The 13,352-nt window shown below is 70.4% G+C and carries 10 protein-coding genes; all 10 read left to right on the top strand.

Translation table 11 applies throughout. The annotated features are described in order from the left end of the window. Nucleotides 1-7 precede the first annotated feature (7 nt). The 10 genes from KY572_RS19810 (at nt 8) to KY572_RS19765 (ending at nt 13,345) form a co-directional block, all read left to right on the top strand. On the top strand, nt 8-2,233 hold the full coding sequence (locus KY572_RS19810) for a type VI secretion system Vgr family protein (protein WP_224244456.1): 2,226 nt from the start codon (nt 8-10) through the stop codon (nt 2,231-2,233). Nucleotides 2,234-2,242: 9 nt separating this feature from the next. Next, on the top strand, nt 2,243-4,918 hold the full coding sequence (locus tag KY572_RS19805; RefSeq protein WP_224244455.1) for a type VI secretion system Vgr family protein: 2,676 nt from the start codon (nt 2,243-2,245) through the stop codon (nt 4,916-4,918). A gap of 17 nt (nt 4,919-4,935) precedes the next feature. Beyond that, a complete protein-coding gene (locus tag KY572_RS19800; protein WP_224244454.1) occupies nt 4,936-6,231 on the top strand; it encodes a hypothetical protein in 1,296 nt (431 codons plus the stop codon). Between the two features lie 15 nt (nt 6,232-6,246). Further along, nucleotides 6,247-7,191 (top strand): WD40/YVTN/BNR-like repeat-containing protein, encoded by a 945-nt coding sequence (locus KY572_RS19795; RefSeq protein WP_224244453.1) that lies wholly within the window; start codon nt 6,247-6,249, stop codon nt 7,189-7,191. Nucleotides 7,192-7,283: 92 nt separating this feature from the next. After that, nucleotides 7,284-7,754 carry a hypothetical protein gene (locus KY572_RS19790; RefSeq protein WP_224244452.1) on the top strand — a complete coding sequence of 157 codons (471 nt, stop codon included), beginning with the start codon at nt 7,284-7,286 and terminating at the stop codon, nt 7,752-7,754. Nucleotides 7,755-7,764: 10 nt separating this feature from the next. Then, entirely contained in the window at nt 7,765-8,172 is a 408-nt protein-coding gene (locus KY572_RS19785; RefSeq protein ID WP_224244451.1) for a PAAR-like domain-containing protein, read from the top strand. A 23-nt stretch (nt 8,173-8,195) separates the two neighbouring features. Continuing rightward, nucleotides 8,196-9,137, top strand: coding sequence for a type VI immunity family protein (locus tag KY572_RS19780; RefSeq protein ID WP_224244450.1), 942 nt, complete (start codon nt 8,196-8,198; stop codon nt 9,135-9,137). A gap of 14 nt (nt 9,138-9,151) precedes the next feature. Next, entirely contained in the window at nt 9,152-11,206 is a 2,055-nt protein-coding gene (locus KY572_RS19775; RefSeq protein WP_224244449.1) for a HEAT repeat domain-containing protein, read from the top strand. A 1-nt stretch (nt 11,207) separates the two neighbouring features. Beyond that, nucleotides 11,208-12,227, top strand: coding sequence for a DUF2169 family type VI secretion system accessory protein (locus tag KY572_RS19770; RefSeq protein ID WP_224244448.1), 1,020 nt, complete (start codon nt 11,208-11,210; stop codon nt 12,225-12,227). Further along, nucleotides 12,224-13,345 (top strand): beta-ketoacyl synthase N-terminal-like domain-containing protein, encoded by a 1,122-nt coding sequence (locus KY572_RS19765; RefSeq protein ID WP_224244447.1) that lies wholly within the window; start codon nt 12,224-12,226, stop codon nt 13,343-13,345. Before KY572_RS19770 ends, KY572_RS19765 begins: the two co-directional genes overlap by 4 nt. The last annotated feature ends 7 nt before the right edge of the window (nt 13,346-13,352 follow it).

Here is a 13,352-nt window from a genome sequence, read left to right as displayed (position 1 = left end):
GGGTCACGTGGCGGAAGGTCGGGTCCTCGAGTTCCTGCTGTCCATCGACGGGGTGGAGCTGTCCGCCTGGCGTGTCGTCCGCTTCACGCTGGAGGAGGCGCTGTCCGAGGGCAGCCGCGGCTCCGTGGAGCTGGAGGCGGAGGAGCTGGTGGAGGCCGCCGAGCTGCCGGGAAAGCCCGTGCGGCTCGCCATCCTCTCGGGAGAGGGCGTGCCCGAGCGGGCCTTCCACGGCGTCATCCACGCCGCCAGCCTCGAGGCCTTCCAGCCCGGGCGCTTCCGCCTGAGGCTGGAGGTGGGCACGAAGCTGCACCTGCTCGAGCTGGGGCAGGACGTGCGCCTCTTCCAGCAGCTGAGCATCCCGGACATCGTGAAGGACGTGCTGAAGCGGGCGGAGCTCTCCGAGGACATGCAGTCCTGGCACCTGGAGGCCTCCTACCCGAAGTACGACGCCATCACGCAGTACAACGAGAGCGATTACGACTTCATCCGGCGTCTGCTCGCGCGCGAGGGCATCGTCTTCGCGGTGCGCAATGACGAGGCGGCCGAGACGCTCGTCTTCTTCGACAACCCGGGTGGGCTCGCGCCCATCGAGGGTGAGACGGTGCTGGTGGAGCGCAGCGGCACCACCACCGCCGAGGACACCGTCCTGAAGCTGCGGGAGCGCCACGCCGCCGCCGCGGACCAGGTGATGGTGCGTGACTATGACGCGAAGCGGCCCGCGGTGGACCTGAGCCACACGGAGAAGGCCGATGGCTCGCGCGGCCGTGAGGTGTACCTGCACCCCGGCGGCTTCGAGGAGCTGGCGGAGGGCAAGCGGCTCGCGAAGCGGCACGTGGAGCGGCTCCAGGTGCCAACCCTGCTCAAGGAGGGGACGACGGACTGCCCCTTCCTGGAGCCCGGGCGCACCGTGGTCCTCGACGGCCACACTCGCATCGAGCTCAACGGAGAGCTGCTGTTGCTCTCGGTGGTGCACCGGGGTGGGGTGCGTCAGGGCGAGGGCGGTGCCCTCGAGGAGACGTACGAGAACACCTTCCGAGCCATTCCCCACGACAAGCCCTTCCGGCCGGAGCTGCGGCCCGAGTCGCCCGCGCCGGGCGTGGAGGTGGCCTTCGTCACGGGGCCCTCGGGCCAGGAGCTGCATGGCAGCGAGCGCGGCGAGGTGCGGGTGCGCTTCCCGTGGGACCGCTCCGGCATCACGGACGACCGGAGCTCGCCGTGGCTGCGGGTAGGGCAGCTGGCGCTGGGCGGGTCGATGATCGTCCCCCGCGTGGGCTTCGAGGTGCTGGTGGACCGAGAGCTGGGCGACCGCGACCGGCCGCTCGTCACCGGCCACCTCTATAACGGCGAGGCGCCGCCGCCGTACCCGCTCCCGGACCACGCGACGATGAGCTCCATCCAGACGGCTACCACGGGCGGTGGCCCTGGAGCCAACGAGCTGCGCTTCGAGGACACGGCTGGGGCGGAGGAGATCTTCCTCAACGCCTCGCACGACCTCACCCTGTCGGTGGAGCACGACGCCTCGTGGCGGGTGCTCGTGGACGAGAAGGCGGAGGTGGGCAGCAACCGCTCGATGAAGGTGGGGGCCAACCTCACCGAGCAGATCAGCTCGAACCGCTCGCTGGAGGTGGGTGCCAACCAGAGCATCAACGTGGGCGCGGACCTGAACGAGGGCGTGGGAGGCAGCGCCACCGTGAGCATCGGCGGAGCGCGCAACCTCACCGTGGGAGGAGACCTGACGGAGAACACGCAGGGCTCGCTGTCGCGCACGGTAGGAGGGCTCCAGAGCTTCACCGGCATCTCCGGCTACCAGCGCAAGGTGGTGGGCGGAGCGAACACGACGGTGGGCGCCGCGTGGCTGGAGGTCTGCGCCATGAGCCGCTCCACGACGTGCGGCACGGCCCGGGTGGAGACGGTGGGCGCGCTGAAGATGGTGAAGTCCAAGACGATGGCCGTGTCCTGCGGCGCCGCCTACGCGATGAACGCCGCGGCCGAGCAGGTGAAGGTGGGCGGCAACCGGGTGGACAAGGCCGGCGCGGCGCTGGCCATCACCGCGGGCGGCGGGCTGAGCGTCAAGGCGGCGAACATCAACATCACCGGCAAGTCCAAGGTGGTGCTGCGCATCGGCGGCTCGGTGATCGAGGTCACCCCCACCGGGGTGAAGATCAAGTCCTCGAAGATCAACCTCGATGGCGTGAAGAAGCTGAGCTCCAAGCTCATCCACGAGAGCAACTGAGGGGCACGCATGGCCGACGATCAGAGGCTTCGAGCCACCCTCCTCCTCAGCGGGCATGACGGCGCGCTCACCGTGCACGCGGTGCGCGGCAGGGAAGAGGTCTCCCGGCCCTACCGATATGAGGTGGACTTCTCCGGGCAGGACGTGGACGTGGACTCCATGCCGGGCGCTCGGGTGTACCTGCTCCTGGAGTCCCCCGGAGGCGGAGCGCGCAGCGTGGGCGGCGTGGTGGAGGAGCTGTCGCTGGCGGCGTCCCGGGGCGAGCCCGGGGAGGAGACGCGCACCCGCTACCGCGTCGTCGTCGCTCCCGAGCCGTACCTGGTCCTGTCCAACCGCTCCGGGTTCCGCATCTTCCAGGAGAAGACGACGCAGCAGATCGTCCAGCAGCTCTGCAAGGACGCGGGGCTGGAGGAGAAGCAGTTCGACTGGAAGGGGCTGACCGGCTCGTACCCGAAGCGGGAGTACTGCGTGCAGTACGGGGAGACGGACTGGGACTTCCTCAGCCGGCTGCTGGAGGACGAGGGCATCTTCTTCGCCTTCAGCCACACGCCGGACGAGACGCGGATGCGTTTCGAGGACCAGAGCAGCGGGGTGGACTCGCTGGCGCCGGAGGAGCTGGAGTTCACGTTCTTCCCTCAGCACGACGGGGCGGTGCCCCGGGTGTGGGACTTCCAGGCGGAGACGCGGCTGCGGCCGGCGAAGGCCACCGTCAACGACTACGACATGCTGCGCCCGAGCTCCTCGCTGCTGGTGAGCGCCGAGGCTCAGGAGGCGATGACGCGCGAGTGGTACGAGTACCCTGGAGGCTACCGGGCCAACGCCGAAGGCAAGCGCCGCGCCCAGGTGCGGCTGGACGAGCTGCGCACGCCCCGGGTGACGGTGCGGGGCCGCACGGACGCGCTCTTCGCGGAGCCGGGGCGCCGCTTCCAGCTCGTGGAGCATCCCGTCTCCAGCGGCGAGTACTTCCTCACCGCCGTCCGCTTCCACCTCAGGCTGGAGGAGGAGATGGAGCAGCACCGGCCCCTGGTGGAGTCCGGCGCCTGGCTCTACCAGGTGGACTTCGAGGCCATCCCCTCCGAGCAGGCGTTCCGCCCGGCCCGGCGCACACCCAAGCCGCGCGTGTGGGGCGTGCAGACAGCGCGGGTGACGGGGCCGGCGGGTGAGGAGATCCACTGTGACAAGCACGGGCGGGTGAAGCTCCAGTTCCCGTGGGACCTGGAGGGCCAGCTCGACGAGCGCACCTCGTGCTGGGTGCGCGTGGTCCAGGCCCACACCACCGGCTCGATGATGATCCCCCGCATCGGCTGGGAGGTGCTGGTCGAGTTCGAGGACGGAGACCCGGACCGGCCGGTGTGCCTGGGCAAGGTGTGGAACCCCTTCTTCACCCCTCCGGCGGAGCTGCCCGCGGGCAAGGCGCAGACGGGGCACAGCTCCCTCTCCTCGCCGGGCGGCGGGGGCGTGAACGAGGTCATCTTCGACGACACCGCGGGCGCCGAGAGCGTCACCGTCCACAGCCAGCACGACATCCTCGTGAAGGCGGCGAACAACAAGCTGCTCAACGTGGGCCACAACGTCTCGCACACCGTGAACGGCAAGCGCGAGGCCAGCGTGGGCTCCAGCGAGAAGGTCGCCGTCGAGTCCAACCAGAGCCTCAGCGTGGGCGGGGACAGCTCGCTCTCCGTGGGGGCGATGCGAGAGGTGAAGGTGTCGGGCAGCGCCACGGAGGAGATCGCCGGAGACTTCAGCCTCACCGTGGGCGGCATGGAGATGACCATGGTGGGCAGCCCGGCGGCGGCGGTGCTGGAGACCATCAAGGAGGCGGCGGTGAACGCGGCGGTGGGCGCTGCCGCGGCGGCGGCCAGCCGGGCCGAGGCGGTGCTGCTGGGCCCCATCATGCCGGCGCTCCAGGGCGCGCGGCAGGCGCTCGGGGAGGCGGCCCAGTTCGCGGGGCCCGCGGCGGCGATGTTCGCTGGCGGCAACCCGAAGATTGCCCAGCTCGGGCAGGCCGCGGGGAAGCTGTCCAACGCGGCGGGCGCGGCGGACGCGGGCAGCATCGCGGCCGGCATGGCGCAGCTCGCCCTGGGAGGCGGCGGCGAGGCGCAGAAGGCGGGAGGCGCGGCGGGCGGTGGCGCGGCGGGCGGCGGTGGGGGAGGGGACGCGGCTCCGGAGGGGGCGGCGGGCGCCACGGGCGGAGGCAGCGGGACGTGGGACACCGTGGTGAACGGCTCGGTGACGGAGACGGTGGGCGGGCTGGCGGCCTTCAACTCGCTCAAGGGCGTGTCCTTCGCGGTGGGCGGCGCGGCCACGGAGACGGTGGGCGCCGCGCGCGTGGAGCTCATCGGTGGCGGCAAGGCGGAGACCACCGGCGCGGCCAAGGCGGAGACGGTGGGCATCTACATGGTGGATGCCAAGGAGTCGCTCGCGGTGGATGCCAAGGCGGCCATCGCCCTCAACATCGCGGGCGCGCAGAAGCAGAACATCTCCGGCAGCCACAGCCTGAGCGCGGGCGGCCCGGTGCTGGTGACGGCGCCTCAGCTCAAGCTCAAGGGCAGCGGCACCATCACCCTCACCTGTGGCCCGTCGAAGGTCGTGGTGAAGTCCGCGGGAATCTTCGTGGAGGGGGCCGCCTCGGTCACCATCGAGGGCAGCCAGGTCGAGCTGAACGAGAGCGCGCTGGGCACCTAGTCAGGTAGGAAGCGAACGTGGGGAAGTCGGGACAGACTCCGGGAATCTGGCTGAAAGGTGGGGCGGGGGCCTTCTGGACCGCCGCGTGCCGCGCGGCGCTGGTCGCCTGCGGCATCAACCCGGAGAACTTCGGCACCTACGATCAGCGCGCCGATGCCCAGGCCAAGGAGCGCAAGGACTACCGGGACAAGCGCGACGGGGACGCCAAGAAGAGGGGCAGCAAGAAGCGGCCTCACGAGCCCGACTGTGCCTCGAGGAATGGCAAGACGTGCTCGTGCGTGGAGAGCGCCAACGCGCTGAAGGAGATGGGGCCGGAGAGCTGGTCGCTGGCCAACTCCCAGTCGGGCCACATCTCGCAGAACGCGTTCTACCAGGGGGCACGCGCCGACACCTGCACCAACATCCCAGGCGAGCCTGGCAAGCACGCGGGAGGCTACGGGTACCAGGACAACAAGGCCTTCTGCATGGACCACGTGGGCCGGTCCAATGATCCCGGCAGCGATCACTTCGAGATCACCCGGCGCGAGGAGCAGAACAAGAAGTACCTCCAGAACAAGGGCGTCACCAAGGCCACGATGGCCGACATCGAGAACAGCGCTCGTGGCACGGCGGAGATCGCCGCCAAGGGTGGCGAGTCGCGCATCAACGGCAAGCCCACCGAGGAGGACAAGGACCGGGGCGCGATCACCCCCGAGCGCAAGGCCAAGGCCAGACTCATCGCCAAGGCCCGGGAGGGTCAGGCGAAGGAGCTGGCGAAGAAGGAGAACAAGGGCAAGAGGGCGGGACGCAGTGGCAGGTCGGGCCGGAAGAAGCCCTCTTCTCCTTCCGGCAAGAAGGGGCTGAAGCAGGCGCAGCAGAAGGTCGTCGAGTGCATCATCGACGCGTGGAAGCAGAGCCTCGATGAGATGCGCAACGACGTGGTGGACAAGTACTCCGTGGCCGCCAACTCCAAGGCCTGCCAGGAGCAGATCGCCCTGCACAACAAGAAGCTGCCCCCGGGGGCCAGGCCGGCGAAGACCTTCAGCGATCTGCCCAAGGCACGACGGGACAAGATCAACAGGGACCCGGACGTGAAGAAGGCGCTCGACAAGCGCACCAAGGAGCTTCAGAAGAAGAAGGCCGACACCGGGCCCATGGGGAAGGGTAAGAAGTCCCCGACCGAGGAAGAGTGTCTCGAGTATCAAGCCAACTGGCTGGCGACCCACCGGGCCAAGGATGGTGGGCTGTTGCCCATGGAAGGCCGAGTGCCGGGCAAGCCGAAGACGACCCCGACGGGCTTCACGAACACCAATGCCTCGAACACGACCATCTAGGTAGGAGCACCAGGTATGGCCATCGCCACCAACTACTACAGCGTCCAAGGCACGGGGACGGACGAGTGCTGCTATCTCGCCCAGCGCTACGACGACGAGCGCGGCTACAAGCCCGAGGAGGCGGAGTGCTGGGTGATGACCCACAAGCCGGGCAAGGGCGGGATGATCACCGTCCAGTCCCACTTCGGCTCCACTGGCTGGTTCACCCGGCTGTGGCGCTCACCGGCCGGCGTCGTCTACGTCAGCGGCCTGTCCGCGGGCGACGTGTACGTCAACCCGGACATCCTCGCCAAGGACAGCTCCAAGAAGTGGAAGACCCACGAGCTGGGGCAGTCGCTGGATGGCATCTGGGGACTGGATGACAAGTTCGTCCTGGCGTGGGCCGGCTCGTACGAGGGGAAGAACTACCTGTTCTGCTTCGACGGCAAGAAGTGGAAGGAGCTGCCGGCGCCCGAGTTCGGCATTCGCGCCATTCACGGGCTCGACCGGAACTTTCTCTACGCCGTGGGAGAGAACGGGGGCGTGGCCCGCTGGGACGGCGGTCAGTGGAAGCAGTTCCCCACGCCGACCGAGGAGATCCTCCTGAGCGTCTTCGTCGCCGGCCCGGACGAGCTCTATGCCACCGGCAGCGCGGGCACCCTGCTGGAGGGCTCCTCGCAGGGCTGGGGGAAGATCGCCTCCGCCCCCGCGCCACGCGGGCCCCTGCTGGCGGTGGCCCGGTGGAACGACGAGCTGTGGGTGGCCGGTGGGCGCAAGGGGCTGTTCAAGCGGGACGGGAAGAAGAACAAGCTGAAGCTCATCAAGCCCAACGCCAAGGCCAACAGCTTCGACGTCGGTGAGAAGCTCGTCATCGGCTGCGAGGACTTCATCGCCCAGACGTCGGATGGGGAGAACTTCCAGGCGGCCGGCGCGGGCTTCCTCCTGAATGCGCGTGACGGAATCGAGCTGTGCGACATGTAGAGGAAGCCCAGGGGCGGCGACCCAGGCCGTCCTTGACGCTCCGGAGAGACCCCCATGAGACTGCCCTCCACCGCTCACCCCAGGAAGTGCCCATGAAGCCCGCCCGGCAGCGTGCCCGCCGCCCCGTCGCCCCGAGGAAGCAGGCCCCGGCTCCAGCGCCCGCCGGAGCCGTCCTGCTCGCCACCGTCCTGGCGGAAGAGCCCCAGGGCTGGCGGGTGCGCATCGGCGCCCGCGAGAGCGTGCTGCCGCTGGATGCCTCCGTGGATCCCGCCCTGGTGCGCGAGGCGCTGGAGGAGGGCGCCCGGGTGCTCGTCGAGAGCTCGGAGTCGCCCGTGGTGGTGGGCGTGGTGCAGACCTCCCGCGCGCTGCGCGTGGACCGCCACGGCTCGGTGAACGCCGAGGTGGAGCGCTTCTCGCTGAAGGCCCGCCTGGGCGCCACGCTCCAGACGTCCTCGGCCTTCCTGCGCGTGAAGGGCTCCGAGGTGGAGCTCTACGGCAAGCAGGTCGTCACCCGGGCCCGCGAGGTGGCGAAGATCCTCGCGCGGATGATCAGCCTGAACTGAGGGAGACACCATGAGCCTGACGACCACGGGAATGGAGGCGGCGACCGAGAAGCAGCCGCTCAACTTCGTGCAGATGGCGCCCAACGTGTGCCTCATCCCCGCGCCGCCGCCGCCCACCGGCCCGCAGGGCATCCCCACGCCGTTCCCCATCACCACCACCACGAGCAAGATCGCCGAGAAGCCCGTGGCCAAGGTGAAGCACAAGGGCGGCAAGGTGCCCAACCTGGACTCCATCTTCAGCGGCATCAAGGGCAACGAGGCGGGCGTGGGGCAGCTGCCTCCGGGCACTCCCAAGAAGGACATCGTCACCAGCGTGAACCGGAAGAACGCGTCCGCGATGGTCGGGTGTCCCAACTGCCAGGTGGGCGGCAAGAGCTTCATCATGGTGGGCAGCCCCGGCTTCGGGAACCACTCCTGACCGCGCCTCCCGAGCCCTCCTCCATGTCCGAGCCCGTCTCCGAGCCCTACATCGACACGATGATCGACGTCGAAGAGGACGAGCCGATCATCCGCGTCGCGCTCGGGCTCACGGCCTACCTGGCCGAGCCGGAGTTCTGGGCCCAGGAGGGGGCTCAGCGCGCGCTGGATCTGCTGCTCGGGTCCTCCGTGGCGGACCAGCTCGGGTACTACACGACGTCCGTGATGACGGAGTGGGAGGACCTGGAGGAGGGGACGCTCCGCGAGCTGCGCAAGGGGCTCTCCTCGCGCGTGCTGGTGCAGGATCGCCCGCGCCACCTGATGTCCTTCCGCCTGGCGGATGAGCCCAACTGCCCGGAGGTGGGCTTCTCCTATACGGAGATCGACCCCAGGCGCGCCGAGCGCTCCGCGGTGCTGGAGCTGACCCTGCCCCAGGAGCACCCGCCCGAGGAGCTGCTGTCGCTCGCCATCGAGCTGGGGAAGCTGGGCCCGGTGCACTCCCTGGTGGGGGGCTACGTGGGGCGCTGGAACGTGCTCCACCAGGGGGACGCCTTCAACCTGTTCTATCGCTGGGCGGAGCGCTACCTGGGCCTGGACATCCAGGAGCCCGAGGAGATGGCGACGTACACCCCCGAGTGGCTGCCCGGGAGCAACTGGCTGACGCTGGTGAGCCACCGCCTGGCCCAGACGCGGGAGTTCGATGTGTCCACGCTCCGCCGGGACTCCTGGACACAGCCCGTGGAGGTGAGCGTCGTAGGCAAGGGCGTGCTCCTCCAGGCCGGTGCGCGACCCACGATGGGAGACCTCAACCGGCTCGCCTACCCGGAGGCCTATGCCGAGGTGGCGCGCCGGCTGGATCCGCTCTTCGTGGAGGAGCCGCCCGAGTACTGGGGGCTGTTCACCGAGAAGGGCAAGACGCGAGCCTGGCTCCGGCGCCTGGTGGAGGCCGGGGACTGGGCCGCCTGAGCCCGAGAGACCGCATGGCGGATCCACGAGACAGCAAGAAGCCCCCCTCCTCGAAGCGGAGCCCGGGCGCGGCGGGAGCGGGGATGGGCGGTGGCGGGCCGACCTCCAGCCGGGATCTCCTGGGGCGCCGCGCGCTGCTCGACGAGGCGCTCATCGGGCTGCGCGCCATCAAGGATCCGAACGTCCCGGTGCGGGCCATCGAGCGGAACCTGAGGGCGTCGCTCAGGGCGCTGTATGGCGCGCTTGCGTCCCCGAGCGATGCGAAGCAGTACAACGAGGGGACAGCCACCGCGCTGAACCGGGCCCTCGCCGCGCTGGGGTCGCTCGAGGCCATGGTGACCCGGGACACCGGGGCCAGGCGGGTCACCCGGAACCTTCGCGAGGCCACGCAGGACTGGCGGGAGGCGGTGGGGCGAACCCTGCTCCATCCGTTGCAGCTGCCTCGGCCGGCGGAGGGAGAGTGGCCACGGGCCCTGACCGGTGTTCCCTCGCTCCTCACCCTGGAGCGGGGGCCCGTGCCGCCCGCCATCGTGCTCCCGATAGAAGAGGAGGCGCCGGAGATTGATGTGTCGATGGACCCCACCCCGACCGAGCGGTGGATGCCCGTGCTCTCCCTGGAGGAGCTGCTGGCCCAGGCCGAGGCCGCCGGTGAGGAGCTGGGAGCCTCCGGGAAGAAGGCTCCGGCTTCTCGCCCCGCTCGGAAGAAGGCGAGGCCCGCGGTGACTCCCAAGGAGGTCGAGGAGGCGCAGTTCGGCCTCCAGCTCCCGAGGAGCGAGGTGGAGTTCGCGCGGGCGCGGGCCTTCTTCGAGGAGCTCGCGATGATGAGCGTGATGCGGCAGCCGGACGCGGGCGACCTCTGGAGCGAGCTGAGCACCGTGGAGGAGCGGCTGCTGGCGCGGGTGGATGGCATCGTCGCGTGCGGCGTGGACGTGCTGCCCGAGCTGGTGAAGCTCCTGGACGATCGGCCCGTGCCGGACCCGGAGCTGACGTGGGCCGCCCTGTTCGTGCACGGGTGCCTGGCCGGGGATGACGCGCTCCATCAGGTGGCGCGCACCGTGAGGACCGTGGGGCTGGAGGAGCCGGAGATCTTCGATGCCACCGCGGACGCGCTGGCCTTCGTGCCCCACCCTGGGCTCGAGTCGCTGCTGCGCGGGTGGCTCTCGGGACCGGAGCCCACGCTCCAGCTGCTGGCGGTCCGGGTGCTGGGCCGCCGTGGCATGCTCCGAGGGGAGGAGGCGCTCAACTTCGCCCTGGATGAGGACCCGAAGATGGCCTTGGAGGGGGCTCGCGCGCTGCCCTGGGCCTCCGGAGCGCTGGACCTGGGCGAGATGGCGGAGCTGCTTCGGAGCGAGGAGGAGGAGCTCGTCTCCTTCGTCATCGAGACGTTCTGGCTGCGGCATCCCGAGACGGGCGTCGAGCAGGTCCGAGCGCTCGTGGCCGAGGGCCAGGAGGGGTTCGCGAGCGCCGCCCTGTGGCTCGCCATCGGCGGTGGGCCCGAGGCAGCGGCCGACTTCGAGGCGGCGCTGGCTCGGGGAGGCAAGGCGTCCCCCGCGCTCCTGGAGGCGCTCGGGTGGTACGGCGACCTTCGCTTCGTCGAGCCCCTGCTGGCGCAGCTCCGGGCGGGGCAGGTGGCCGCGGTGGGGGCCTTGCAGCGGCTCACCGGCGCCTCCCTCACGGACGATGTGCCGGACCCCGAGTACGAGAAGGGAGAGGAGCCGTTCGTGCGCGGGTTCTCCCCGCCGCCGCAGGAGCTGGAGCTGACGGCGGACCCGGAGAGCTGGACGGCGTGGTGGCGCAAGCACCAGGAGCGGGCCACGCTGAAGAAGCGCTACCGCTGGGGCCACCTGTGGTCCCCGCAGGACAACCTGTGGGAGATGGAGCACGCCCCCGCCTCCATGCGCGAGCGCCGGCTCGCGTTCCACGAGCTGGTGGCGAGGACCGGCGCGACCCATCCCTTCGATCCTCGAGACTTCGTCGCCCGCCAGCAGGCCATGCTCGCCCGGTGGCGCGAGGCGCCTGAATTGCGACGCGCGGCCAGTGGCACCTGGGCCCTTTCCTTCTCCCGCTGAGATGAACCTCCCCGAGCTCAATACCCGCACGGACGCGACCGTCGAGCTGCTCCCGAAGTTCGGGCTGGACGGCGCGCCCTGCTACGTCGTCGTCATCAAGCAGCGCTTCTCCGTGCAGCCCATGGGCGCGGTGAGGCGGGAGACCGGCGCGAAGGTCCGGCTGGTGGACGAGCCGTGGGACCCCGACGTGCCCGAGAGCAGCATCCGCTATCCGTCGGACGCCTGCCTGCGCAAGCCGAGCACGGACGTGGTGGTGGTGGGCAGCGCCGTGGCGGTGGATGCCCAGCCCGTGACGGAGCTGGACGTGCGGGTGCAGGTGGGCCCGGTGAGCAAGCAGCTCAAGGTGTTCGGCCTGCGCGTGTGGTTCAAGGGGGCGCTCGGCATGACGCTCACGCCGCCCAAGCCCTTCCAGTCCCTGCCCCTGCGCTGGGAGTACGCGTATGGAGGCATGGACACGAGCAATCCCAAGGAGCTGGCCCATGAGCCGCGCAACCCCGTGGGCCGCGGGGTGGTGGCCGACTCGGACTCCCTGCTCCACAAGCCGGGACCGCAGATCGAGGACCCGGACGATCTCATCCGTGGTGCGCGCTCCAGGCCTGCTCCCGCGGGCGTGGGGCCGATCGGGCCCGGGGTCGAGCCTCGGCTGCGCTACGCGGGGACCTATGACGACCGGTGGCAGAAGGAGCGCATGCCGCTGCCGCCGCTCGACTTCGACGAGCGCCACAACCAGGTGGCCGCGCCCGGGCTGATCTGCCCCTCGTACCTGCGCGGCGGCGAGCCCGTGTTGCTCGTGGGCTTGCACGAGGACGGGCCACTGGAGTTCGAGCTGCCCAGGCTGGCCTTCTACGTGGGCAGCCAGACCGTGGACGGCACTCAGGAGCACCGCCCCGTGCTGGACACCGTGCTCCTCGAGCCGAATGAGCGCCGGTTCGAGCTGACGTGGCGCTCGCTCGTCCCGGTGCCGAAGTGGGCGCGGGAGCTGAAGTCCATCACGGTCTTCGAGAAGGAGTTCCTCGGATGACGGCCGGGCGACTGGCGCAGTGGCGCGAGCAGGGCAACGCGGTGGGCATCGTCGGGGCCGGCGCTGTCAACGGGCTGGGCTTCGACGCCTGGCAGACGTGGGCCTTCTGGCGCGCGGAGGCCACGGCGATGGCGGAGACGCCCTTTCGCTGCGGCAATGGCACCCGGGCCACCATGGTGACCGCGCGCACGCTGCCGCCCCGCGCTCTGGGGGTGGAGCGCATGACGGCGCTGGCGTTGGGCGCGCTGGAGCAGCTCGTGCCCACGCTCGAGAAGCTGCGAGGCAATGGGGCGCGGGCGATGTGGCTGGGGCTGCCCGAGCGCTACGGGCCGGATGCCAGCCCGGAGCATGCGGCGGAGTACCGGCGCCTGGAGCAGCACCTCAAGCAGTGGTGTGACCAGAAGCTGGGAGGCCTGGAGATCCTCCCCGTGCCTCAGGGGCATGCCTCGCTGGCCTGCGCGGCGGAGGCCTTCTCGGAGGTGGCCGCCGGGCGCGTGGAGGTGGCCATCGTGGGGGGCGTGGACACGTACTATGCCCCCGACGTGGTGGACGAGCTGCTGGAGCAGGAGCGGCTGTTCGACGGGAAGAACCTGAACTCCTTCATCCCGGGAGAGGGCGCGGCCTTCCTGGTGCTCGCGCGGCCTCGGACGGCCCAGCGCCAGGGAGTGCCCACGCTGGCCCACGTGGACGCCGTCGCGACGGGGCAGGAGCCGGGGGCGATGTTCGACGAGGCCCCGTGCACCGGCAGCGGGCTGGCTCAGGCGATGCGCGCCGCCACCAGCGGCCTGTCCGCCGCCGGACGCCGCCTGGAGTGGCTCCTCGGGGATGTGACCAACGAGAGCTACCGGACGCAGGAGTTCCAGCTCGCCCTGCCTCGCGCGGTGGCGCCGGGAGGGCTCGACTCGGCGGGGCGCGACTTCCAGCCCGTGGCGGCGGACAACCTGCAGATGGAGTTCCTGCCGATGCGGTTCGGAGACCTCGGCGCCGCGACCATGCCCACGGCGGCCATCATCGCCAGTCAGTCCTTCGTGAGAGGCTCGCCGGGAGGCCGGCCCTGCTTGATTACCGGCAGCTCCGTGGGAAGGGACCGCGGCGCCATGCTGCTATCGCCGAGCTGAGGAGGTG

It is taken from the genome of Hyalangium gracile (assembly GCF_020103725.1).
Lineage (GTDB): Bacteria > Myxococcota > Myxococcia > Myxococcales > Myxococcaceae > Hyalangium > Hyalangium gracile.
This window is presented reverse-complemented; position numbering and strand designations above follow the sequence as displayed.